This window comes from Amycolatopsis rifamycinica (genome assembly GCF_000695625.1).
GTDB lineage: Bacteria > Actinomycetota > Actinomycetes > Mycobacteriales > Pseudonocardiaceae > Amycolatopsis > Amycolatopsis rifamycinica.
In genome coordinates this window covers 1-21,933 of record NZ_JMQI01000085.1, presented here as the reverse complement: position 1 = coordinate 21,933, position 21,933 = coordinate 1, and the positions used below count along the sequence as shown (strand labels likewise).

Sequence of the window (21,933 nt, the reverse complement as noted above, 5' to 3'; positions counted from 1 at the left end):
GGTGGCTCACTCCTTGGCTTCGGCGGGAGCGGCGAGCTCCGCCACGAGGTGCGCGACGATCTCGGAGGGCGTCCGGTCGTCGGTGACGATCTCGACGGTGGCGACCTCGCGGTAGACGGGCACCCGCTCGTCGAGCAGTTTCTTGAAGGTGGCGCGGGGGTTCACCCCGGCCAGCAGCGGCCGCGCGGAGGACAGCCCGGTGCGCTGCACCCCCGCCGCGAGGCCGACGTTGAGGAAGACCACGGTGTGCCCGGCCAGCCGGGCCCGGGTGCCCGGGGTGAGGGGCGCGCCGCCGCCGAGCGAGAGCACGCCCTCGTGCTCCGCCAGCGCGGTGGCGACCGCTTCTTCCTCCAGCGCGCGGAAGGCGGGTTCCCCGTCTTCGGCGAAGATGTCGGCGATGCTGCGCCCGGTGCGCGCGACGATGTCGTCGTCACTGTCCCGGAACGCGACGCCGAGTGCCGTGGCGAGGAGCGGGCCGACCGTGCTCTTGCCCGAGCCGGGCGGCCCGACGACCACCGCGCGAGGGCTCACCACCGCTCCTCGAGGGCCTTGAGGTACGCCTCGGCGTTGCGCTTGCTCTCGGCGAGCGAGTCGCCGCCGAACTTCTCGAGCGCGGCGTCGGCGAGGACGAGCGCCACCACCGACTCCAGCACGACCCCGGCGCGGGGCACCGCGCAGACGTCGGACCGCTGGTGGATGGCGACCGCGGGCTCACCGGTCTTGACGTCCACTGTGGACAGTGCTTTGGGGACGGTCGAAATCGGCTTCATCGCGACGCGCACGCGCAGCGGTTCGCCGTTGGTGATGCCGCCCTCGAGGCCGCCCGCGCGGTTGGACCGGCGGGTGACGCCGACCGGGCCGGAACCGCGGTCGATCTCGTCGTGCGCCTGGCTGCCCCAGCGGCGTGCGGTCGTGAAGCCGTCGCCGACCTCGACGCCCTTCATCGCCTGGACGCCCATCAGCGCGCCGGCGAGGCGGGCGTCGAGCCGGCGGTCCCAGTGGACGTGGGAGCCGAGGCCCGGCGGCAGGCCGTAGGCGAGGACCTCGATCACGCCGCCGACGGTGTCGCCCGCCTTCCGCACGGCGTCGACCTCGGCGACCATCGCGTCGGTGCCCTCCTGGCTGAAGGCGCGCACCGGGCTCTCGTCGATGGCGGCCAGGTCCGCGGCGACGGGCAGGGGCCCCTCGGGCGCGTCGGCACCGCCGATCGAGACGACGTGGCTGAGGATGTCGACGCCGAGCAGCTGCTTCAGGAAGTTGCGGGCGACGGTGCCGAGCGCGGTCCGCGACGCCGTCTCGCGGGCGCTGGCGCGCTCCAGGACGGGACGGGCCTCGTCGAAGCCGTACTTCTGCATGCCGGGCAGGTCCGCGTGGCCGGGGCGCGGGCGGGTGAGCGGTTCGTTGCGCGCGAGGCCCTCGAGCACCTGCGGGTCGACCGGGTCGGCCGCCATGACCTGCTCCCACTTGGGCCACTCGGCGTTCTCGATGTGCACGGCGACCGGGCCGCCCTGGGTCAGGCCGTGGCGGACACCGCCGAGGAACTCGATGTGGTCGGTCTCGAAGCCCATCCGCGGGCTGCGGCCGAAGCCGAGGCGCCGCCGGGCCAGCTGCTCGGTGACGTCGGCAGTGGTGACGGCCACCCCCGCGGGCATGCCTTCGAGCACGGCGGCCAGCGCGGGTCCGTGCGATTCACCTGCGGTGATCCAGCGCAACATGGGCTCAATCCTGTCACGGCCGCACCGCGGCCCGGGACGAGCCTCCGCTCATCCCGCACCGGCGAAGAGCCAGGACGACCGGTTCGCGCACGACGCACGTGACTGAGAGGGCATCACGCGTGACTGGAGAGGCATCTCGCGTGATTGGCGGGGCATCTCGCGTGATGGGGAAGGCATCGGGCTGATGCCCCGCCAGTCACGCGTGATGCCTGCTCGATCACGCGTGATGCCCTCCCGGTCACGGGTGATGCCCCTCGGTGGGCGGCTCATCCGGGGCCCCCTGCGGCCCGGATGAGCCACCGGGCTCAGAGGGTCAGGCGGAGGAGGGGGAGGCCGTTCGGCAGGCGGATCTCCAGGGCCGCCAGGTCCGACTGGCGCAGGGCCGTGCCGATCGAGAGGCGGGCCGTGTTGTCCGGGAGGGCCTTCCACGTCGCCAGCTGGGTCTCCGCGCCCGAGCGGGAGACCGCCACCAGGAGGTACTCGCCGCCGCTGCGGCCGCCCGTGTAGCTGCACGACATGTCGACCTGCGTGCCCCAGTCGAACGCCGCCAGGCGGGCGTCCGCGCGGACCGGGAACTGCCCCAGCGCCGTCATCGCCACCGACGGCGGCGCGGCCGGGGCGGGCCAGGCCACCACCCCCAGCGCGACGCAGGCCGCCACCGCGACCGCGGCCGAGCCCGTGGTCACCGCGAACCGGATGCGGCGGCCGCGCCGGACGCGGCGGAGAACCGACGGCAGCAGGTCCGGCGGGGGCGGGCCCGTGTCCGGCAGCGAAGCCGGCGTGTCCACCCTGGCCAGCAGGCCGGGCAGGCCCGCCAGCTCGCGGACCGACGCCGCGCACCGGTCGCAGGTGCGCAGGTGCTCCTCGAAGCGCTGCCGGTCCTCGGGGGCGAGCGCCCCGAGCACGTACGCGGCGTCGAACGTCGCGAAAGGATCTTCACTCACTGGGTCACTCCCCTCTCTTCGAGCACCAGGCGGAGCGCGCGCAACGCGTAGTGCGTGCGCGACTTGACCGTCCCTTCGGCCACCCCCAGCTTCAGGGCCGCGTCGGCGACCGAATACCCCTGGAAGTAGCACAGCAGCAGCACCTCGCGGTGCCGTTCCGACAGCTCGGCCAGCGCCTCGGCGACCAGCCAGCCCTGCACCGCGCGGTCGGTGCCGTCGGCGACCACGCGGTCCGGCGGCCGGTCGGTCGTCACCTCCGCCCGGGCCGACGCCGACCGCCAGCCGTCGATGGCGATCCGCCGGGCGACGGTGAACAGCCACGCCCGCGCCGAGCCCTGCGACTGGTCCAGCACCGCGGGCGAGCGCCAGGCCCGCAGCAGCGTTTCCTGGACGACGTCCTCGGCCCGGATCCGGTCCCCGGAGGTCAGGTGCAGCGCGTAGGACCACAGCGCGGCGGCGTGCTCCTCGTGCAGCGCGCGCATGAGGGCCTCTTCGGCGACTTCTCCCACGAACTCAGGCCGCGACCGGGCGCCGGTCCTTCACGAACAACAGCGCGATACCACCCACGACGCAGACCGCCTCGGTGATGACGCCCCAGTACTCCGGCTGGCTGTTGAACTGGTCGTGGTTGCCCATGAACCCGACCGTCGCCGCCAGCACGTACGCGCCGAGCGTCAGCGCCCCGAAGCCGGCCGCGCCCAGCGCCGGCAGCCAGTGGCGCCAGGCCAGCACCGCGATCGCCAGCACCAGCCCGGCGATCGCGTCGAGCAGGAACAGCGTGCCCGTGATGCCCGGGTAGTCCTGTGTCCACAAGAAGTAGTGCACGCCGGCCGAGCCGAGCAGCGCGGCCGCCACGACGATGCGTAGAACCCAACTCACCATGATCGTTCCTCCACTCCACACCCACTCCGGTACATACACGGAGCAGGGGGCGATCCGGTTCACCGGGAATTGAACCGAACGGGTGGCCGTCCCGTTGATAAGGGCATGACAGCCGAACTGCACTCCCGCCGCACCGTCCTGTCCACCGGTGCCGCCGTCGCCGGTGCCGCCGTCGGCGCCGTCGCTCTCACCGCCTGCTCGTCGGAGCCGAACGGCAAATCGGGCACCGCGCAGGCCCCGATCGCCGCGGGGACGCCGCTGGTCTCGCTCGCCGAGGTGCCGGTGGGGCAGGCGAAGGCGGCCAAGGCCCCGGACGGCTCCGACGTGATCGTGGCCCGGACGTCCGAGTCGGCCTGCGCGGCGTTCAGCGCGGTGTGCACGCACCAGGGCTGCACCGTCACGCCGAAGGGCGCCGACCTGGTCTGCCCGTGCCACGGTTCGGTGTTCAACGCGCTCACCGGCGAGGTCAAGCAGGGCCCGGCGAACAAGCCGCTGCCGTCGGTGCCGGTCAAGGTCGAGAACGGGAAGGTCGTCACCGGCTGACGAGCCGGACGCGCGAACGGGCCCTGGTGGACGGTGGTCCACCAGGGCCCGTTCGCGGGAACCGGGAACTCAGGCGTCCCAGGCGAACAGCCGGTCGCCGGCGGCGACCTCGCGCTCGGTGTCCAAACCGGACAGCACCTCCGCGGGGGCGTCCAGCGCGACGACCGGGACGATCGCCGAGTAGCCCGCCGCGGTCACCGCCTCCGGGTCCCAGCTGACGATCGGCTGGCCGGCCCGCACCTGCTCGCCCTTGACGACGTGCAGCGTGAAGCCCTCGCCCTTCTCCTTGACCGTGTCGATGCCCAGGTGCACCAGCACGGCCTTGCCGTCCTCGGTCGCGACGACGTAGGCGTGCGGGTGCAGCGTCGCGACCGTGCCGTCGACCGGCGCGACCGCGTCCGACCGGCCGCCCGCGGGCTGCACCGCGATGCCCGGACCCACCATGGCCTGCGCGAACACCGGGTCGGGGACCTCGGTGATCGGCACCACGCGCCCGGCGACCGGGCTGAGGATGTCGAACGTCACAGCAGGTCCTCGATGTCGCTGGCGATGGTGTCCGCCTCCGGCCCGACGATCACCTGCAGGGCCGACGACCCCATCTTGACCACGCCCATCGCGCCGGCCTTCTTGAGCGCGCCCTCGTCGACGAGGCTCATGTCCTCGACCTCGCAGCGCAGCCGCGTGATGCAGCCCTCGACCTCGGTGAGATTGCCCGCGCCGCCGAGCGCCGCGAGGATCTTTTCGGGCCTGTCATCCGCCATCGCGGTCTCCTTGATCACTGTTTGTTCCCAACCTGACGCGAACCGCGTGTCCACCTGTACTACGCCGATCGTCGGCATGCACCCCGCCGCGGGCCACGAACGGATAACGGTGGTTGACACCCGTCCGCACGGCGGAGCATCCTGCCCCATCAGATCATTGGTCTAGACCGGAACGTACCAATGTTCCGGCCCGGACGCGAGCACCGGTCCCCGGTGACGCGAGAACGAGGAGGGTGACGCCGATGAGCGCGGCCGCGCACGTCCCGCCGCCCGACAAGGTTGTCAACGGGCCCACGCCCAAGCACGCCCAGCTGCGGGAGATCCTCCGCCGCACGGTGGAGCGCGAGCTCCCGCCGGGTGCGCCGATCCCGTCGGAACGCGAGCTCGCCCAGCGCTACGGCGTGTCGCGGCTCACGGTCCGGTCGGCGATCGGCAAGCTGGTCGAGGAGGGCCTGCTCGCCCGGGTCCGCGGCAAGGGCACGTTCACCGCGGCCCGGCGGATGGAGCTGCAGCTCTACCTCATGTCGTTCACCGACGACATGCGGAGGCGGGGGCTGACCCCGACGACCGAGGTGGTCTCGGCGGCCACCGCGGTGCCGCCCACCGCCTCGGCGCACGCCCTCGGCCTGGCCGAGGGCGCGTCCGCGCACCACCTGGTGCGCCTGCGCCACGCCGACGGCGTGCCACTGGCCGTCGAGCGCGGCTGGTACCACGCGGGCCGGGCCCCCGGCCTGCTCGGGCTCGACCTGACCCAGTCCATCTACGCGCAGCTGGCCGAGACGTACGGTGTGCGTCCCGACCGGGCTTGGCAGACGGTCTGGGCCGAAGGCGCGGACCGCGAGACCGCGCGGCTGCTCGGCATGCGTGCCGGCAGCCCGCTGCTCGTGTTCCGGCGGGTCTCCAGCGCCAACGGCGACCCCATCGAAGACATCACGTCCTGGTACCGGGGAGATCACTACCAGGTGACCATGCAGTTGGACCGGAACACCCCGGAACCCGGTCAACCACCCCACTATGGAGGAACCAGATGAGCACCACCACCGCGGAGGGGGCGAAGAAGAGCGGCGGAGGTCTCGCCGGTCTTCAGCGCTTCGGTCGCAGCCTCATGCTCCCGATCGCCACGCTCCCTGCGGCGGGCATCCTGCTCCGGTTCGGTCAGGACGACCTGCTCGGCAAGGACGGCCTCGGCTGGGACAAGGTCGCCGCTGTCATCGGCTCGGCGGGCAACGCGCTCTTCGACTTCCTGCCCCTGCTCTTCGCGATCGGCATCGCGGTCGGCTTCGCCCGCAAGGGTGACGGCTCGACGGCCGTCGCCGGTGCCGTGGGCTGGGTCGTCTTCAACCGCGTGATCCAGGCGATCGCGCCGGTCAGCAGCCAGGTCGGCTACAAGCCCGCCTGGGACAGCTCGCCGCTGCACTGGCCCTACAGCGTCCTGACCGGCATCGTGTCCGGTATCGTCGCGGCCCTGCTGTGGCAGCGGTACCACCGCATCAAGCTGCCCGCGTGGCTGGCGTTCTTCGGTGGACGGCGGTTCGTCCCGATCATCACCGCGTTCGCCATGATCATCCTGGGCGTTCTCTTCGGTCTCGTCTTCAAGTACGTCGACGCGGGCATCCAGAACCTGGGCAAGGCGATCGTCGACCAGCCGGTCGTCGGTGGCGGCATCTACGGCTTCTTCAACCGCCTGCTCATCCCGGTCGGTCTGCACCAGCTGCTGAACGTCCCGATGTGGTTCATCTTCAACGGCGGCGACCTGACCAACTTCTTCCACCACGTGCAGGGTTCGGGCACGTTCATGACCGGGTTCTTCCCGATCTTCATGTTCGCCCTGCCCGCCGCGGCGCTCGCGATCTGGCAGACCGCCCGCCCGGCGCAGAAGAAGATCGTCGGCGGTGTGATGATCGCGGCCGCGCTGACCTCGTTCGTCACCGGTGTCACCGAGCCGATCGAGTTCTCGTTCATGTTCGTGGCGTGGCCGCTGTACATCTTCCACGCGATCATGACCGGCGTTTCGCTGGCGCTGGTGAACGCCCTGGACATCCACCTCGGCTTCTCCTTCTCCGCCGGCGGGATCGACTTCCTGCTCAACTCGAGCCTGGACACCGCGCACAAGGCGTGGCTGCTCATCCCGATCGGCCTGGTCTTCGGGGTGATCTACTACTTCGTGTTCCGGATCGTGATCACGAAGTGGAACCTGCGGACGCCGGGCCGTGAGGACGACTCGATCGAGGCGGACCTCGACCGGACCGCCGCGAAGTAACATCAGCACCACGCGAATCGCAAGGGAGAGGACGAACATGCCGGAGAAACGCGTCGCCGTGGCCAGCAAGGTGGGGCTGCACGCCCGGCCGGCCGCGCTGGTGGCGAAGGCGGCCGCGGCGCAGCCCGTCGCGGTGCAGATCGCCAAGGCCGGCGGGGACCCGGTGGCCGCCGGCAGCGTGCTCAACCTGATGACGCTGGCCGCCGGCTACGGCGACGAGGTCATCATCAGCGCCGAGGGCGAGGGCGCCGAGGAGGCCGTGGAAGCGGTCGCCCAGCTGGTCGCCACCGACCTCGACGCCTGAGCAACACCCCCGCGAAGGCCTTCGCACCGGCTCCCCGACAGCCGGTGCGAAGGCCTTCGCGGCGTTTCGTAGGCTGGCCGCATGGAGAGCGTGCGCCTGATCGACGAGTGGCCGGTGGACAACGCCGCGACGGCCGTGGTGACGGCGGACGGGAGCGTCGCCGGCCGCCACGGCGACACCGCGCGGAAGTTCCGGCTGGCCTCGGTGTCCAAGCCGCTGACCGCCTACGCCGCGCTCATCGCGATCGAAGAGGGTGTCGTCGAGCTCGACACCCCGGCCGGGCCCGAGGGCTCGACCGTGCGGCACCTGCTGGCCCACACCTCCGGGCTCGCCTTCGACGCGCACAAGGCGATGGCCGCGCCGGGCACCCGGCGGCTGTACTCCAACGCCGGGTTCGAGCAGCTGGCCGACGCGCTGGCCGAACACTCCGGCATCCCCTTCGCGCAGTACCAGGCCGAAGCACTGTTCGCGCCGCTCGGCATGACCTCGACCGCGCTCGAAGGCTCGCCCGCGTCCGGGGCGGTGTCCACTGTGGACGACCTGGCCGCCTTCGCCGCCGAGTTGCAGGCCCCGAAGCTGCTGGACCCGGCCACCGTCGCCGAGGCGACGAACGTCGTGTTCCCCGGGCTGTCCGGCGTGCTGCCCGGCTTCGGGCACCAGAAGCCCAACGACTGGGGCCTCGGCTTCGAACTCCGCGACCACAAGAGCCCGCACTGGACCGGCGCGAACAGCTCGCCGCGCACGTACGGGCACTTCGGCCAGTCGGGCACGTTCCTCTGGGTCGACCCGGACGCGGGCGCGGCCTGCGTCGCGCTGACCGACCGCGCGTTCGGCCCGTGGGCCGCCGAGGTCTGGCCGCGCTACACCGACGCCGTCCTGGCGGAACTGGGCGCGTGAAGCGGGCCTTCCTCGCCGCGCTCCTCCTGCTCGCCGCCTGCAGTGCCCCGGCGACCGCGCCCCCGCCGCCGTCGCCGTCGCCGTTCCCCCAGGTGCCGGACACTCCCCCGGCGCTGGGCACGAACGGCGCCGCGGTCCCGGCGCTGCGCTGGACGCCCTGCCACGGGCCGTTCCAGTGCGCGGGCGCGGCCGTGCCGCTGAGCTACCGCGAACCGAAGGGCGCGACGCTCACCCTGTCGGTCATCCGGCTGCCGGCGAGCGACCCGGGACGACGGCTCGGCTCGCTGTTCGTCAACTTCGGCGGCCCGGGCGCGGACGGCGTCGGCGAGCTGACGCGGTTCGCCGCCCGCTACCCGCCCGAGCTGCGCGCCCGCTTCGACCTGGTGAGCTTCGACCCGCGCGGGATCGGCGGGTCCGCGCCGATCAGCTGTCCCGGCGCGGACCGCCTGCCACCACCGGGCTCACCGCTGCGGCAGCCGGACGCGTTCTTCGCCGCGAGCGCGGCGACCGGCCGGGCCTGCGCGACCTCGGGGGCCCTGCTCAGCCACCTCTCGACCGCGAACGTGGCCCGGGACATGGAGCTGCTGCGCCAGGCCGTCGGAGACGCCTCGCTGAACTTCCACGGCTACTCCTACGGCACCTACCTGGGCGGCACGTACGCCAACCTGTTCCCGGACAAGGTCCGCGCGATGACCCTCGACGGCACCCTGGACCTGGTCGCGAACGCCACCGGCAGGCCGGGCCAGGAGAAGCGGCCGGTGGACGTCCGGGCCGGCATCGCCGCCGCCCAGCAACAGGAACTGGACCGGTTCTTCGCGGTGTGCGCCGCGGCCGGGCCGAAGTGCGCCTTCTCGGCGGGCGATCCGAAGCAGCGCTTCGCCGGGATCTTCGCCCACGCGTCCCGCGGGCCGGGCGTGGCCTCCCTGATGAAGACGGTCGACAGCGCGCTGTACCAGTCCGGCCGCTGGAAGCGGCTGGCTTCGACGCTGGCGGCGCTCCCGGCCGATCCCGGAGCCGCTTCGCCGGTGCTCGACCCGTACGTGCCGACGCACTCGCCGGGGTTCCTGGCCGTCCAGTGCGTCGACAGCGACAACCCGCAGTCGCCCGCGGACTACACCGCGCTCGCCGCGGAGGAAAGCGCCCGGCAGCCGTACTTCGGGCTGAGCGTGGTGTATTCGATGGCCCAGTGCGTCGGCTGGCCGGCCCACGACGAGGACCGGTACACCGGACCGTGGAACCGGCCGCGGAAGAACCCGGTCCTGGTGCTGAACAACCGCTTCGACCCGGCGACCCCGCTGGCCAACGCGGAAGCCACGGCGGCGGAACTCGGCGACGGCCGCGTGCTCGTGGTGGACGGCTACGGCCACACGTCGTTGGACGTCCCGAGCGCGTGCGCGTCGGCGGCCGTGGTGCGGTACCTGACGGACCTGACCGCGCCGGCGGCGGGAACGAGCTGCGCGCCGGACGCGGTTCCCTTTCCCTGAGGGAAAATCGCCGACCGGAGGTGCTGACCAACGGCCCGGCCGGGACAGGGTCCAAAGACCCTGCCGCCGTCCGGGCGGGGGTGGTGTCCTGTAAGGGTGCAGGCCCGCCGCAGGGCCGGTGCGGGGACCTCGGGCCCCGGCGGGCCGCACACCTTCACCCCTCCATGACGCGGATCGGCTTCCCCGCCTGGTAGGCCGCGATGTCCTCGACCGCGTCGCCGTAGAAGATCTCGTAGACCTCGCGGGTGACGAAGCCGATGTGCGGCGTCAGTACCGCGTTGTCGAGTGTCCTCAGTGGATGGTCGGCGGGGAACGGCTCCGTGTCGTAGACGTCCAGCGCGGCGGCGCGGATCTCCTTGCGCCGCAACGCGTCCACCAGTGCCGCTTCGTCGACGATCGGGCCGCGGGAAGTGTTCACCAGCAGGGCCGTCGGCTTCATCGCGGCGAGCTCGGCCGCCCCGACCAGGCCGCGGGTGCGCTCGCCGAGCACCAGGTGGATGGACAGCACGTCCGAGCGCGCGAACAGCTCGTCCTTGGTCACCGCGGTGACGCCGTGCGGCTCCGCCTTCTCCGGCGTCAGGTTCTGGCTCCAGGCGATGGTCTCCATGCCGAAGACCTGCCCGATCTTCGCCGCGCCCGCGCCGAGCCTGCCGAGGCCGAGCAGGCCGAGCGTCTTGCCGTGCAGCATGGTGCCGACCCCGGTCTGCCAGCCGCCCTCGCGCATGGACCGGAACTCCTGCGGCAGGTTCCGCGACGCGGCGAGGATCAGCGCCCAGGTGTGCTCGGCGGTCGGCTCCCCGATGTAGCCGGTGGCGCACACGACGATGCCGTTGCGCCGCGCGGCGGCGACGTCGACGGCCGCGTTCCGCTTGCCCGTGCTGACCAGCAGCTTCAGGTCGGGGAGGGCGTCGAGCACCTCGGCCGGGAACCGGGTGCGCTCGCGCATCGCGACGACGCAGTCGAAGCCCCGCAGCTGGTTGACGACGTCGGTCAGGGGTTCGGTGAAGACCGTGATGTCGGCCTTGAGCGAGTCCCAGTCGCCGAAGGTCAGGGCGACGTCCTGGTAGTCGTCGAGAATCGCGATGCGCATGGCTTCACCGTAACCCGGCGAGGACCTCCACCCGGACGAAGGCCGTGATCCGGACCCGCCGCCGGCGGCCGGCCGGGCGCGGCGTCCCGCTCCCGGACCGGCCGGCCGGGACCTCACCGCACGGGACTGACCGCCCGGAAGTACAGGAACCGCGGCTTGGTCCGCAGGTTCGCCGCCCACTTCGGGTCGGCGGCCTCGGCGTCGGCGACCGGCATCGGCTCCACCAGCCGGTCGACGGCGAAGCCCGCGTCGCGGACCGCCTGGAACGTCCAGCTCAGCGGGCGCCGGTGGAACCGCACCAGGTGGCCGGGCGGGAACTCGTCCTCCAGCAGCTCGAGCTGGAAGTAGTTCTCCTTTTCGAACCAGCGCCAGTCCTCGCCGGGGTGGTGCACGGAGAACACCAGCACGCCGCCGGGGACCAGGACCCGGCGGAACTCGGCCAGCGTCGGGCCCCAGTCCGCCAGGTAGTGCAGCACGAGCGACGCCGTGATGACGTCGATCGAGCCGTCCGGCAGGTCGAGCGGGCGGGCGATGTCGGCGACCTCGAAGCGGGCCGCGTCGCCGAACTTCCGGCGGGCGACGGCGATCATGCCCGCGCTCGAGTCGACGCCGAGGACGTCGGCACCCCGCGCGGCCAGCAGCGCGCTCAGGTGCCCGGCCGCGCAACCGACGTCGAGCACGCGAAGCCCCGTTATTTCGCCGGCCAGGTCGAGGATCGCCGGCCGGTCGTAGTGGACGTTGGTGACGGACTTCTCCGCGTGCTCGGCGTAGGCCTCGCTGTGGCCGTCGTACTGCTCGGCCCGCGCGCGGCCGATGATCTCGTCGATCACCTCCGTTTTGGCGTCGGCGTAGTTCTGGATGTACTTCCACGTCCGCGCGGCGAGTTCACGCTTCTTCGCCGCGTACAGCTCCAGCTCCTCCGGGTGCGAGCGCAAGCGGTCGCGAAAGAGGCGGTAGCGCGGTGTCTGGCCGTTGCCCGGCGAGTAGACGTGCAGGTTGATGTTCGTGTCCGGGCCCTTGAAGCAGCGGTGCTTCTCCCAGTCGGGCTCGCGGATGACGAGCCGATAGCCCGCCGCCTCCAGGGCCGGGACGTAGGCGTCCTCGTCGTCGGAGTCCGGCACCTCCAGGAGGATGTCGACGATCGGCTTGGCGCACAGCCCCGGCACCGACGTCGAGCCGACGTGCTCGAGGACGAGCACGCGCTCCCCCAGCGCACCGCGGATCCGCTCGGCTTCGCGCTCGAAGAGCCGCGGCCACTCCGGGTCGTAGTCCGCGAGCGTGACGGTCGAGTTCAGCTGCGGTGCTTCGCCGACCCACGCACTCTGGACCTCTTCTTCGCTCAACGCGTCTTGACTGGTCATTCCGGTAGACCCCCTTCAGCAAGGCAGTCGGCCAGATTATCAACGCGCGCAAGCGGTTTTTTCGATCGGCACCGTCAGTCGATCGGCAGCGGCAGCAGGTTCCCGGTCGCTTCGCGCAGCGCGTCCCGCATCGCCGCCCGCGGAGCCGGGCGGCCGGTGAAGTGCTCGGCCTGGCCGAACGCCTGGTGCAGCAGCATGTCCAGGCCGGTGGCGAGCCGGCCGCCGCGGGCCGCGACGGCTTCGGCGAGCGGTGTCGGCCACGGGTGGTAGATGACGTCGAGGACGTGCCCGACCGCGGCGAGGGCGGCCACGTGCCCGGCGACCGCGTCGGGCGGGACCGTGTTCACCAGCACCGCCGCGGACCCCAAGGCCGCGAAGTCCGTGTCGGCCCAGCGCAGGACGTCGACGTCGAGCGCGGCCCGCTTCGCCGCGTCCAGGGTTTCGCCGGCCCGGGCGGGTTCGCGCACGACCAGCCGCACCTGCCGGACGCCGAGGGCGGCCAGCCCGACGACCGCCGCCGCCGCTGTCCCGCCCGCGCCGAGCACGACCGCGGTGTCCCCCGGGGACGGCCGGTAGCCTCCCGCCGCCCGCAGCGCGCCGGTGACGCCCTCGACGTCGGTGCAGTCCGCGAGCCAGCCCCGCCCGGTGCGGACCAGGGTGTTGGCCGCGCCGACGGCGGCCGCGCGCGGCGTCACCTCGTCCGCGTGGTCCAGTGCCGCGCGCTTGCCGGGCATGGTGACCGAAAACCCGGCCCACTCCGGGCCACAGCCGCCGACCAGGCCCGGCAGCTCCGCGGCGCTCGTCTCGATCCGCTCGTACGTCCAGCCGGTCAGGCCGAGCGCGGCGAACGCGGCGCCGTGCAGGACCGGGGACAGCGAGTGCGCCACCGGCTTCCCGAGCACGGCCGCCTTGCGTGGCTCAGATGACACCGCGTTCCCTGGCCAGATCGCGGTTGCGGTTGTGCTCGTCGTTGGTGACCGCGAAGCAGGACAGACCGTTCTTCTCGCACTTGACGAAGTACACCCAGTCCCCGGCCGGCGGTTTCACCGCGGCCTGGATCGCGTCCGGGCTCGGCACCGCGATCGGGGTCGGCGGCAGCCCGGCGTTCTTGTAGGTGTTGTACGCGCCGGACTTCACGCGGTCGCCTTCGTTGGTCAGCAGCGTCGGCCGGTCGAGCACGTAGTTGACGGTGGAGTCCATCTGCAGCCGCATGGGGGGGGTGGCCTTCAGCCGGTTGTAGATGACCCGCGAGAGCTTGCCGAAGTCGGCCTTCACCGCCTCGCGTTCGATGATCGAGGCGATGATCAGCGTCTGGTACGGCGTCATCCCCGGACCGGTCGACTGCGGGGTCAGCCCGGCGTTCTGGATCGCCTCGGCCGAGGTGTGCACCAGCTGCCCGAGGATCTCCTGCGCGGTGGACCCGGGCTTGACGTCGTAGAGACCCGGCGCGATCAGGCCCTCCAGCCTGCGATCCTTGCGATCGGCCTTGTTCGCCGGTTCGATCGCCCAGTCCGGCACGCCGAGCTGCTTGAGGTCCGCCGCGTCGACGGCCTTGCGCAGGTCGTCGGCCGAAACGCAGGTGCTCTTGCCGTTGAGCTGGGCGCACGACGCCTTCGCCATCAGGCTGAACACCCCGGGCGTGACCTTGCCGTCAGGCTGGGTGATGTCGTCGAACTGGGTGTACGGGCGGATCTCCAGCTGCCCGACCCGCGAGGCCGGCGTGGTGAGCCGGTCGACCGCGCTGGCCCCGGACATGTGCGACTTCATCACGTAGAAGCCGTGCTGGATCCGGGCGAGCTTCGGGTTGCCCTCGCCCGCCTTCACGAACGCCTTGCCGCTGGCGACGACGCCCGCCGAGGTGAGCTTCGCGGCGATGGCCGACGTCGAGTCGCCGTCGTCCACCTGGATCAGCACGTCGTCGGTGCCGGTGCCCTCGAAGTCGTCGTAGCCGAAGAACCGGTTGAAGCCGTACCAGGCGCCGCCGGCGAGCAGGGCGATCACCGCGATCGCGGCCACCCAGCCGAGGGCGCGCTTGCTCTTCTTCTTGCGCGGCCGGTCCGGCTCTTCGTCGTAGTCGTCGTACTCCTCGTCGTACTCGGACTCGTCGTAGTCGTCGTAGTCCGCGTACTCGTCGCCCTGGGGCTCTTCTTGCGGCGGTTCGGCCGGGGGCGGCGGGGCCAGCGCGGGCAGAACGTCGGTCACCGGTTCCTCGCGCACGGGCGGGGCCGCCGGGCGGCGGCGCGGCTCGGCACCGGGTTCGGGCACAGCCGCGGAGCGGTCATTCGGCGCGGCGGGTCGCCGGGGTGGTTCGGCGTCGGGGTCCGGCGCCGCGCGGCGGCGGCGCGGATCGGCGCCCTCGGCCGCGTCGGGGACGGCCCGCCGACGGCCCGCCGGCCCGGCGGCCTCCATCGGTTCGGGGACCGGGCCACGCCGGCCCGGCGCGGCCTCGGCCCCGTCCGGCTCGGCCCGGCGGCGGCGCGCGGGCGCCGGTTCGATCCGCTCGGGCATGGCACGCCGCCGGGGCGGCCCGCTGTCGGCCTCGTCGGGGTCCGGGGCCGCGCCACGGCGCCGGGGCGGCCGGTTGTCCAGTTCGTCGGGGCCCGGAGGCACACCGCGACCCCGAGACGGCCTGCCTGGTTCATCAGAATCCGGAGCCACACCCCGACCTCGCGGCGGCCTGCCGTCGAACTCGTCGAGATCCGGAGCCGCACCGCGAACCCGAGGCGCCCGGCCTGGTTCATCAGAATCCGGAGCCGCACCCCGACCTCGCGGCGGCCTGCCGTCGAACTCGTCGAGATCCGGAGCCACACCACGACCCGGAGACGGCCTGCCTGGTTCATCAGGATCCGGAGCCACACCCCGACCTCGCGGCGGCCTGCCGTCGAACTTGTCGAGGTCCGGAGCCCCTCCGCGACCCTGCGGCGGCCTGCTCTCGGCTCCGCCGGGGGCTGCGCGGCGCCGCGGCGGTCTGCTGTCGAACTCGTCCGGGTCCGGAGCCGCACCGCGACCGCGAGGCGGCCTGCTCTCGACCTCGTCCGAGGCCGGGGGCGAGGGCGGGGCCGGGGCCACGCGGCGGCGGCGCGGGGCGGCCGGCTGCTCGATCTCGGAGCCTTCGTCGAGGCCGTGGCGGGCGCGGGCGGCGCGGGCCGGGGCGGCCCGCCGCTCCTGGGGGTCCAGGTCGGACTCGGCCGCGGGCAGGGTGCCCGGCGGTTCCAGGCGGCGATGGCCGGGCTGCGGGGCGCCGCGGCGCGGGTCGGGGGCCGGCGGTTCCTCTCGCCGGGCGCGGCGGGAGGGCTGGGGCAGGTCGTACTCGCCGCCGGCTGCCTGCCCTCGGCGCGGCGGCAGCTCGTGCTGCCCGCTCGGGCTGCGGCGCGGTTCCGCGGCCCGCGGGTCACGTGGGTCGGCGCGGCGCGGGGCGGGCCGGGACGGCGGCGGGGTGGCCGCTTCCGGCTCGCGCAGTCGCCGGCGTCCGCGTGGGGGCTCAGGTGGCTGCTCTGTCATCGGTCTCCCTCCCGGGCGCGGTGCGCAGCGGCGGCGTCGATCCAGGCCTGCAGGATCTCGACGGCGGCGGCCTGGTCGACCACCGCGCGCTGCTTGCGGCCTTTGACCCCGCGCTGGGAGAGGATGCGGGATGCGGTGACCGTGGTCAGCCGCTCGTCGCCCAGCCGGACCGGCACGGGCGCTATCCGCCCGGCCAGGCGTTCAGAATACGCGATGGCCAGCTCGGCCGCCGGACCCTGGCGGTTGGCGAGCGTTCTCGGCAGGCCCACGATCACCTCGACCACCTCGTGCTCGGTGACGAGGGCGGCCAGCTGGTCCAGATCACTGTCGTCGGTCGCATCGCGGGAGAGGGTAACCAATGGCGACGCCAGCACCGGGGCCGGATCGCTCAGCGCCACCCCGACCCGGACCGATCCGACATCCACGCCGAGCCGGCGGCCCCGGCCCGGATCGCCCACACCGGGACGGTCCGGGCCGCGGTTTCCGCGGTTAACCAATGCCGGCAATCGCCGCGCGCAGCGCCGTGACCGCCTCGGCCGCGCCGGCCGGGTTCGTGCCACCGCCCTGGGCCATGTCGGGCTTGCCGCCGCCCCGGCCGCCGATCTTCTCGGCGAACGACGGCACGAGCTTGCCCGCGGCGATGCCCTTGTCCTGGGCCGCCTTGGTCGTCGCGACGACGAAGCTCAGCTTCTCGCCGGCCGGCGAGAACAGCGCCACCACGCCGGCCCGCGAGCCGAGCCGGCCGCGGATGTCGGAGGCGAGCGCGCGCAGGCCGTTGCCGTCGACGTCGGGCACGACCTCGGCCACCACGGTCACGCCGCCGATGTCCTGCGCCTTGTCGACCAGGGCACCCGCCGAGCCCAGCACCTGCTGGGTCTTGAGCTGGGTGATCTCCTTCTCGGCGTTCTTCAGCCGGGTCAGGACGTCCTCGATGCGGCCCGGCAGCTGGTCCGAGGGCACCTTGAAGGTGTTCGCCAGCTGCGAGACCAGCAGCTGCTCCTTGCGGACGTACTTCAGCGCGTCCGTGCCGACGAGCGCCTCGACGCGGTGCACGCCCGAGCCGATGGAGGCGTCGGAGACCAGCTTGACCAGGCCGAGCTGGCCGATCCGGTCGACGTGCGTGCCACCGCAGAGCTCGCGGGAGTACTCGCCCATGTCGACCACGCGGACGTCGTTGCCGTACTTCTCGCCGAACAGCGCGACCGCGCCGAGCTCGAGGGCCTTGTCCTTGGTCGTGGTGAAGCTCTGCACCTCGACGTTGGTCTGGAGGTAGTCGTTGACCTCCTCCTCGACCTCGGTCAGCACGTCCGCCGACACCGAGCCGGGCGTGGTGAAGTCGAACCGCATGCGGCCCGGCGAGTTCAGCGAACCCGCCTGCGCCGCGCGCTTGCCGTACGCGCCGCGGACGGCCGCGTGCACCAGGTGCGTCGCCGAGTGCGAACGCTCGATGGACAGGCGGCGGTGCGCGTCGACCGAGCCGGTGAGCTTCGTGTCCAGGCCGACCTCGCCGTCGACGACCTCGACGCGGTGCACGAACAGGCCCGGCACGATCTTCTGCACGTCCAGGACCTTCAGCTCGACGCCGTCGCCGAGCAGCACGCCGGTGTCGGCGACCTGGCCACCACTCTCGGCGTAGAACGGCGTCCGGTCGAGGACCAGCTCGGCCTTCTTGCCCGCGGCGACGCTGCGGACCGGCTGCCCGTCTTCGAGCAGCGCGACGACCTTCGCCTCGGCCTGCAGGTCGGTGTAGCCGAGGAACTCGGTCTCGCCGTGCTGCTCCAGGACCTTCCGGTACTCCGAGAGGTCGCCGTGGCCGGTCTTGCGGGCCGCCGCGTCCGCCTTCGCGCGGGTCCGCTGCTCGTTCATGAGCGTGCGGAAGCCGTCCTCGTCGACGGTCAGGCCCTGCTCGGCCGCCATTTCGAGGGTGAGGTCGATCGGGAAGCCGTAGGTGTCGTGCAGCTGGAAGGCCTTGTCGCCGGCCAGCACGTCGCCGCCGCCGCGCTTGGTCTCCTCGGCCGCGAGGTCGAAGATGCGCGAACCGCTCGTGAGGGTCGAGAGGAAGGCCTCTTCCTCGATCCGGACGACCTCGTTGATGCGGTCGAAGCCGGAGACCAGCTCGGGGTAGGTCGGGCCCATCGTGTCGCGCACGACCTTGGCGAACTCCTGCAGCACCGGCTCCTGCACACCCAGCAGGCGCGTGGAACGGACGATGCGGCGCAGGAGGCGGCGCAGGACGTACCCGCGGCCGTCGTTGCCCGGGGTGACGCCGTCGCCGATCAGCAGGACGCCGGTGCGGGCGTGGTCGGCGATGACGCGGAAGCGGACGTCGTCGGCGTGGTTGCTGCCGTAGCGACGGCCGGAGAACTCCTCCGCGCGGCCGATGACCGGACGCACGAGGTCGGTCTCGTAGACGTTCTCGACGCCCTGCAGGATCGTCGCGACGCGCTCGACACCCATGCCGGTGTCGATGTTCTTCTTCGGCAGCTCGCCGATCGGCGGGTGGCCCAGCTTCGGGCTGAGGTCGCCGCGGACGTCCTGCATGAAGACGAGGTTCCAGATCTCGATGTAGCGGTCCTCGTCGGCGACCGGGCCGCCCTCGCGGCCGTACGCCGGGCCGCGGTCGTAGTAGATCTCCGAGCACGGGCCGCCGGGACCGGGCACGCCCATGTCCCAGTAGTTGTCCTTGCCGTCGCGCTCCTGGATGCGCTCGCCCGGCAGGCCGGTGAGCTTGCGCCACAGCCCGGCCGCCTCGGCGTCGTCGTTGTAGACGGTCGCCCAGATCCGGTTCGGGTCGAGGCCGTAGCCGCCTTCGCTCTGGGGCTTGGTGATCAGCTCCCAGGCGTACTCGATGGCGCCTTCCTTGAAGTAGTCGCCGAAGGAGAAGTTGCCGGCCATCTGGAAGAACGTGTTGTGCCGGGTGGTCTTGCCGACCTCGTCGATGTCCGGCGTGCGCACGCACTTCTGCACGGAGGTCGCGCGCGGGTACGGCGGCGGCGCCTCACCGAGGAAGTACGGCTTGAACTGCACCATGCCGGCGTTGACGAACAGCAGGTTCGGGTCGTCGAGGATCAGCGGCGCGCTCGGGACGCGGGTGTGGCCCTTGCTCTCGAAATGACGCAGGAAACGGTCGGTGATTTCGTGTGTGTCCACGGTCGGGTCCTTGTTGCTGGTGGCGGAGAACGGGTCGGCGGCGACGGCGAAGGGGTTCCGGGCAGGCCCGGATCAGCCCTCCGCCCGGCGAGCTCGCCGGACCGGGCGCCGGGAGGCGGCGTGCCGTCCCTCGGCGCGGGGCGCGGTCACGCCCGCCCGCTCCTCGACCATGTCGTGCAGCTCCTGTTCCCGCTCGTTCATGCCCGCGCGCACCTCGGCGCCGAACGAACCCACGGCACCCGCCAGCTCGCGCACGGCGTCCCCCAGGTTCGATGCTAACCCGGCCGGCGTGGCCTGACGAGCCGTTTCGGCGGCCTTGCGGGACAGCGCGACGCCAGCGACGACCCCGACGCCGAGCCAGAACAGCCGCCTCATTTGCCGGCTCGCTTCACGGCCTTGAGGGCGTTCTTCTTCTTGCGCGCCTTGATCGCCTTGCTCAGCCCGTAGGACAGCGCCGCGGTCTTGACCAGCGGGCCGCCGAGGGTGGCGGTGAACACCGACGCCAGCGCCGAGACGTTGCCCGTGACCGCCTGCGCGTTCGCGGTGATGCCGTCCACCCGCTCGAGCTGGGTGTTGACGTGCGTGATGGTCTCGTTCGCGCCGATCAGCAGCGGGTCGGTGTTGCTGTTGGTGCGCTCGATCGCCTCGGTGGCCGCGTCCAGCGTCTTGCCGAGCTTGATCAGCGGGATCGCCAGCAGGACGACCAGCACCACGAATGCTCCTGCGGCGATCAACGCGGCGATCTGCCCTGCCGACACGGGCCCTCCTCGGTTCAGGGGTCGGGATGCCGCCTGAGGTTACCGCCTGGGCTGGTTCCCGACCGTGTCACCCCGCCGCAGCCGCCACGGCCCCTCGAGCGGTCAGGAACCTTTGACGACCGCCCGGTACAGCGCCGCCATGTCTTCGTCGCCGTGCCCCGCCTCGACCGCCGCCTCCAGGTGCGCCAGCACCGCCTTCGCCCCCGCCACGTCGACGTCGTCGCCCGCGGCCGCCACCACCAGGCGGGCGTCCTTCGCCGCCAGGCCCGCCGGGAACGCCGGCGGGTACTCCCCCGCCAGCATCGCGCCGCCCTTGACGTGCGCGTAGCCGACGTCCAGGCCGCCGCCCTCGATCGTCTCCAGGAACAGTTTCGGGTCCAGGCCCAGTGCGCGGGCCAGGCCGAGGCTCTCCGCCGTCGCGTTGGTCAGGGCGAGCACCCAGGCGTTCATCACCAGCTTCAACCGGCTGCCCCGGCCCGCCGGGCCGAGCCAGACGGTGCGCATGCCGACCGCGTCGAACACCGGCGTCGCCGCCGGGCGGGACTCCTCCGGGCCCGATCCCAGCACCAGCAGCTGGGCCTGCTCCGCGGGCTGGCGGGTACCGAGCACGGGTGCGTCGACGAACACCACGCCCGCCTTCTCCGCCATCGCCGCGAGGCGGTCGGTCCACTCGAGACCGACCGTGCTCATCTGCAGCCACAACGTCCCCGACGCGGGCGATGCCGCTTCGAAGGCCGAAGCGACGGCGGGGCCGTCGGCGAGCATCGTCACGAGGATGTCCGCGCCGTCGGCCGCGGCCGACGGCGACTCCGCGACGGTGGCGACGTCGGACAGCGGCTCGGCCTTCTCCCGGGTCCGGTTCCAGACCCGGACGTCGAGGCCCGCCTTGGCGATGTTGGCCGCCATCGGGGCGCCCATGATCCCGGTTCCGAGAAACGCGACAGTCATGCCGCCATCGTCGCGGAGACGGGCCGCCGCCGCGCGTTCAGCCGGACGGCGGCGCGTTCTGCCCGGTGCGCTCGAGCTTGTGCCACGGCAGCCGGGCGCCCGCGAACGCCGTCATCACCGACTGGACGACCACCAGGTACATCAGCTGCCGGTGGACGAACTGCTGCAGCGGCAACGCCAGCAGCGGCCCGAGGCGCTCGCCGTCGAGCCGGAACGCGATGATCCCGGGCACCACTGCACCAGCAGGAACACCAGCCAGTACCCGAGGGCCGCCGACCGGTCGTCGGCGAGCGCGGCCAGGTCCACCAGCGGCACCAGCATCGGCAGCACGACCTGGAACAGCAGCAGGTACGGCAGCCCGCGGCGGCCCAGCCGGCCGGCCGCGCCGCCGCGCAGCACCGCGCTGCGGTGCTTCCACACCGCCTGCAGCGTGCCGTAGCACCAGCGGTAGCGCTGCTTCCACAGCTGCCCGAGCGTCGAGGGCGCCTCGGTTCAGGCCCGCGCCTGCTGCTCGTAGACGACCCGCCAGTCGGCCTGCTCGAGCAGCATCGTCAGGTCGGTGTCCTCGGCGAGGGTGTCCTCCGGGACGCCGCCGAGGTCCGGCACCGCCGAGCGCCGGAACGCCCCGACCGCGCCCGGCACGGTCGGCATGCACTCGAGGACGTCGTACACCACCCGCCGGCCCGGCCGGCCGGGGCGGCGGGGCTGACCGCCTCGCGGACGCCGGTGACCTCGCCGACGGTGCCGAACGTCCAGCCCGCCGCCCGCAGCCGGGGCACCAGGTCCGCCAGCGCCGCGACGGTCTCCGAGCGGTCGCCGCCGGCGTCGTGCATCAGCACCACGGCGCCGCGGTCGTCCTTCGGCGTCACGTTCGCGACGATCGCCGCCACGCCGGGGCGGCGCCGGTCCTGGCTGTCCACATCGGACAGGACGACGAGACGGCCGTCGGCGCCGATCCGCCGCATCGACGCCCACGCCGCGTCGTCGACGGCGGCGGGCGCGGCCGAGTACGGCGGCCGGACCAGCGAGGTACCCACCCCGGCGGCGCCGGCCAGGGCCAGGTCGGTGAAGCGCAGTTCCAGCTTGGCTCGCACGTCGCCGTCTTCACGCAGGTCGGAGTGGGTACCGGGCGACCCTCGCGCCGGTGACGAAGAACGTGGCGTGCGCGTGGTGCTCGGCGAGCACCGCCGGCACGCGCGGCGTCCACTCCGGGTCCGGGCCGTCGTCGAAGGTCAGGGCGAGGGTCCTGGTCCTGGCGTGCAGTCCCACCGGGTCGGCGCGGGCGTCGACGACCGGCCCGCCGGTGCCGATCCCGGCCGAGACCGCACCGGCGGG

At 72.8% G+C, this 21,933-nt stretch carries 26 protein-coding genes; 6 read left to right on the top strand and 20 right to left on the bottom strand.

Annotated elements, in window-relative coordinates; genetic code table 11:
• Positions 1-6: 6 nt before the first annotated feature.
• The 5 genes from DV20_RS42480 to DV20_RS42460 form a co-directional block, all read right to left on the bottom strand.
• Positions 7-531 (bottom strand): shikimate kinase, encoded by a 525-nt coding sequence (locus tag DV20_RS42480; RefSeq protein WP_200876622.1) that lies wholly within the window; start codon positions 529-531, stop codon positions 7-9.
• A complete protein-coding gene (gene aroC, locus DV20_RS42475; protein ID WP_043789663.1) occupies positions 528-1,715 on the bottom strand; it encodes a chorismate synthase in 1,188 nt (395 codons plus the stop codon). Before aroC ends, DV20_RS42480 begins: the two co-directional genes overlap by 4 nt.
• A 305-nt stretch (positions 1,716-2,020) precedes the next feature.
• Complete coding sequence (locus DV20_RS42470) at positions 2,021-2,659, bottom strand: anti-sigma factor family protein (RefSeq protein WP_043789661.1); 639 nt, start codon at positions 2,657-2,659, stop codon at positions 2,021-2,023.
• Positions 2,656-3,168 (bottom strand): sigma-70 family RNA polymerase sigma factor, encoded by a 513-nt coding sequence (locus DV20_RS42465; protein ID WP_084093950.1) that lies wholly within the window; start codon positions 3,166-3,168, stop codon positions 2,656-2,658. The genes DV20_RS42470 and DV20_RS42465 overlap by 4 nt, the downstream gene beginning before the upstream one ends.
• A gap of 4 nt (positions 3,169-3,172) precedes the next feature.
• Positions 3,173-3,541, bottom strand: coding sequence for a hypothetical protein (locus DV20_RS42460; protein WP_043789659.1), 369 nt, complete (start codon positions 3,539-3,541; stop codon positions 3,173-3,175).
• Positions 3,542-3,646: 105 nt separating this feature from the next.
• Between DV20_RS42460 and DV20_RS42455 the strand changes: the two genes are divergently transcribed.
• Positions 3,647-4,084: a QcrA and Rieske domain-containing protein gene (locus tag DV20_RS42455; RefSeq protein WP_043789656.1), complete on the top strand. Its 438-nt coding sequence runs from the start codon at positions 3,647-3,649 to the stop codon at positions 4,082-4,084.
• Between the two features lie 69 nt (positions 4,085-4,153).
• On the opposite strand, the gene DV20_RS42450 is transcribed toward DV20_RS42455, so the two are convergent.
• Entirely contained in the window at positions 4,154-4,609 is a 456-nt protein-coding gene (locus tag DV20_RS42450) for a PTS sugar transporter subunit IIA (protein ID WP_043789655.1), read from the bottom strand.
• On the bottom strand, positions 4,606-4,845 hold the full coding sequence (locus tag DV20_RS42445) for a glucose PTS transporter subunit EIIB (protein ID WP_043789701.1): 240 nt from the start codon (positions 4,843-4,845) through the stop codon (positions 4,606-4,608). Before DV20_RS42445 ends, DV20_RS42450 begins: the two co-directional genes overlap by 4 nt.
• Positions 4,846-5,087: 242 nt before the next feature.
• Between DV20_RS42445 and DV20_RS42440 the strand changes: the two genes are divergently transcribed.
• The 5 genes from DV20_RS42440 (at position 5,088) to DV20_RS42420 (ending at position 9,790) form a co-directional block, all read left to right on the top strand.
• A complete protein-coding gene (locus tag DV20_RS42440; RefSeq protein ID WP_043789699.1) occupies positions 5,088-5,876 on the top strand; it encodes a GntR family transcriptional regulator in 789 nt (262 codons plus the stop codon).
• Complete coding sequence (locus tag DV20_RS42435; protein WP_043789653.1) at positions 5,873-7,105, top strand: PTS transporter subunit EIIC; 1,233 nt, start codon at positions 5,873-5,875, stop codon at positions 7,103-7,105. Before DV20_RS42440 ends, DV20_RS42435 begins: the two co-directional genes overlap by 4 nt.
• 37 nt (positions 7,106-7,142) lie before the next feature.
• On the top strand, positions 7,143-7,409 hold the full coding sequence (locus DV20_RS42430) for an HPr family phosphocarrier protein (protein ID WP_043789650.1): 267 nt from the start codon (positions 7,143-7,145) through the stop codon (positions 7,407-7,409).
• An 81-nt stretch (positions 7,410-7,490) separates the two neighbouring features.
• On the top strand, positions 7,491-8,306 hold the full coding sequence (locus DV20_RS42425) for a serine hydrolase domain-containing protein (RefSeq protein WP_043789648.1): 816 nt from the start codon (positions 7,491-7,493) through the stop codon (positions 8,304-8,306).
• Complete coding sequence (locus DV20_RS42420; RefSeq protein WP_043789644.1) at positions 8,303-9,790, top strand: alpha/beta hydrolase; 1,488 nt, start codon at positions 8,303-8,305, stop codon at positions 9,788-9,790. Before DV20_RS42425 ends, DV20_RS42420 begins: the two co-directional genes overlap by 4 nt.
• A gap of 154 nt (positions 9,791-9,944) precedes the next feature.
• On the opposite strand, the gene DV20_RS42415 is transcribed toward DV20_RS42420, so the two are convergent.
• The 13 genes from DV20_RS42415 to DV20_RS46915 all read right to left on the bottom strand — a co-directional run.
• Complete coding sequence (locus DV20_RS42415) at positions 9,945-10,880, bottom strand: D-2-hydroxyacid dehydrogenase family protein (RefSeq protein WP_043789641.1); 936 nt, start codon at positions 10,878-10,880, stop codon at positions 9,945-9,947.
• A 113-nt stretch (positions 10,881-10,993) separates the two neighbouring features.
• On the bottom strand, positions 10,994-12,241 hold the full coding sequence (locus tag DV20_RS42410; protein ID WP_043789640.1) for a GrpB family protein: 1,248 nt from the start codon (positions 12,239-12,241) through the stop codon (positions 10,994-10,996).
• 74 nt (positions 12,242-12,315) lie between these two features.
• Positions 12,316-13,143: a shikimate dehydrogenase gene (locus tag DV20_RS42405; protein WP_043789639.1), complete on the bottom strand. Its 828-nt coding sequence runs from the start codon at positions 13,141-13,143 to the stop codon at positions 12,316-12,318.
• 16 nt (positions 13,144-13,159) lie between these two features.
• Complete coding sequence (gene mltG / locus DV20_RS42400; protein ID WP_235191168.1) at positions 13,160-14,851, bottom strand: endolytic transglycosylase MltG; 1,692 nt, start codon at positions 14,849-14,851, stop codon at positions 13,160-13,162.
• 887 nt (positions 14,852-15,738) lie between these two features.
• On the bottom strand, positions 15,739-16,200 hold the full coding sequence (ruvX, locus tag DV20_RS42395; protein WP_051736371.1) for a Holliday junction resolvase RuvX: 462 nt from the start codon (positions 16,198-16,200) through the stop codon (positions 15,739-15,741).
• Positions 16,201-16,231: 31 nt separating this feature from the next.
• Positions 16,232-18,892 carry an alanine--tRNA ligase gene (gene alaS / locus DV20_RS42390; RefSeq protein ID WP_043789630.1) on the bottom strand — a complete coding sequence of 887 codons (2,661 nt, stop codon included), beginning with the start codon at positions 18,890-18,892 and terminating at the stop codon, positions 16,232-16,234.
• Between the two features lie 72 nt (positions 18,893-18,964).
• Positions 18,965-19,267 carry a hypothetical protein gene (locus DV20_RS42385; protein WP_043789628.1) on the bottom strand — a complete coding sequence of 101 codons (303 nt, stop codon included), beginning with the start codon at positions 19,265-19,267 and terminating at the stop codon, positions 18,965-18,967.
• Positions 19,264-19,650, bottom strand: a complete 387-nt coding sequence (locus tag DV20_RS42380; protein ID WP_043789627.1) for a DUF948 domain-containing protein — start codon at positions 19,648-19,650, stop codon at positions 19,264-19,266. Before DV20_RS42380 ends, DV20_RS42385 begins: the two co-directional genes overlap by 4 nt.
• A 102-nt stretch (positions 19,651-19,752) precedes the next feature.
• Entirely contained in the window at positions 19,753-20,598 is an 846-nt protein-coding gene (locus tag DV20_RS42375) for an NAD(P)-dependent oxidoreductase (protein WP_043789625.1), read from the bottom strand.
• Positions 20,599-20,635: 37 nt separating this feature from the next.
• Positions 20,636-20,773: a hypothetical protein gene (locus DV20_RS46930; RefSeq protein ID WP_235191167.1), complete on the bottom strand. Its 138-nt coding sequence runs from the start codon at positions 20,771-20,773 to the stop codon at positions 20,636-20,638.
• Positions 20,740-21,018, bottom strand: a complete 279-nt coding sequence (locus DV20_RS46925; RefSeq protein WP_051736370.1) for a hypothetical protein — start codon at positions 21,016-21,018, stop codon at positions 20,740-20,742. The genes DV20_RS46930 and DV20_RS46925 overlap by 34 nt, the downstream gene beginning before the upstream one ends.
• Positions 21,019-21,149: 131 nt before the next feature.
• Complete coding sequence (locus DV20_RS46920) at positions 21,150-21,692, bottom strand: polysaccharide deacetylase family protein (protein ID WP_043789622.1); 543 nt, start codon at positions 21,690-21,692, stop codon at positions 21,150-21,152.
• Between the two features lie 10 nt (positions 21,693-21,702).
• The coding region (locus tag DV20_RS46915; protein ID WP_043789619.1) for a polysaccharide deacetylase family protein at positions 21,703-21,933 on the bottom strand (231 nt) is incomplete at its 5' end.

Excerpts from the sequence above, each read along its gene's own strand:
- DV20_RS42445 (WP_043789701.1), bottom strand. The coding sequence starts at position 4,845 with ATGGCGGATGACAGGCCCGAAAAGATCCTCGCGGCGCTCGGCGGCGCG.
- DV20_RS42410 (WP_043789640.1), bottom strand. The coding sequence starts at position 12,241 with ATGACCAGTCAAGACGCGTTGAGCGAAGAAGAGGTCCAGAGTGCGTGG.
- DV20_RS42430 (WP_043789650.1), top strand. The coding sequence starts at position 7,143 with ATGCCGGAGAAACGCGTCGCCGTGGCCAGCAAGGTGGGGCTGCACGCC.
- DV20_RS42415 (WP_043789641.1), bottom strand. The coding sequence starts at position 10,880 with ATGCGCATCGCGATTCTCGACGACTACCAGGACGTCGCCCTGACCTTC.
- DV20_RS42440 (WP_043789699.1), top strand. The coding sequence starts at position 5,088 with ATGAGCGCGGCCGCGCACGTCCCGCCGCCCGACAAGGTTGTCAACGGG.
- aroC (WP_043789663.1), bottom strand. The coding sequence starts at position 1,715 with ATGTTGCGCTGGATCACCGCAGGTGAATCGCACGGACCCGCGCTGGCC.
- DV20_RS42425 (WP_043789648.1), top strand. The coding sequence starts at position 7,491 with ATGGAGAGCGTGCGCCTGATCGACGAGTGGCCGGTGGACAACGCCGCG.
- DV20_RS42375 (WP_043789625.1), bottom strand. The coding sequence starts at position 20,598 with ATGACTGTCGCGTTTCTCGGAACCGGGATCATGGGCGCCCCGATGGCG.
- DV20_RS42460 (WP_043789659.1), bottom strand. The coding sequence starts at position 3,541 with ATGGTGAGTTGGGTTCTACGCATCGTCGTGGCGGCCGCGCTGCTCGGC.
- DV20_RS42435 (WP_043789653.1), top strand. The coding sequence starts at position 5,873 with ATGAGCACCACCACCGCGGAGGGGGCGAAGAAGAGCGGCGGAGGTCTC.
- DV20_RS42455 (WP_043789656.1), top strand. The coding sequence starts at position 3,647 with ATGACAGCCGAACTGCACTCCCGCCGCACCGTCCTGTCCACCGGTGCC.
- DV20_RS42385 (WP_043789628.1), bottom strand. The coding sequence starts at position 19,267 with ATGAGGCGGCTGTTCTGGCTCGGCGTCGGGGTCGTCGCTGGCGTCGCG.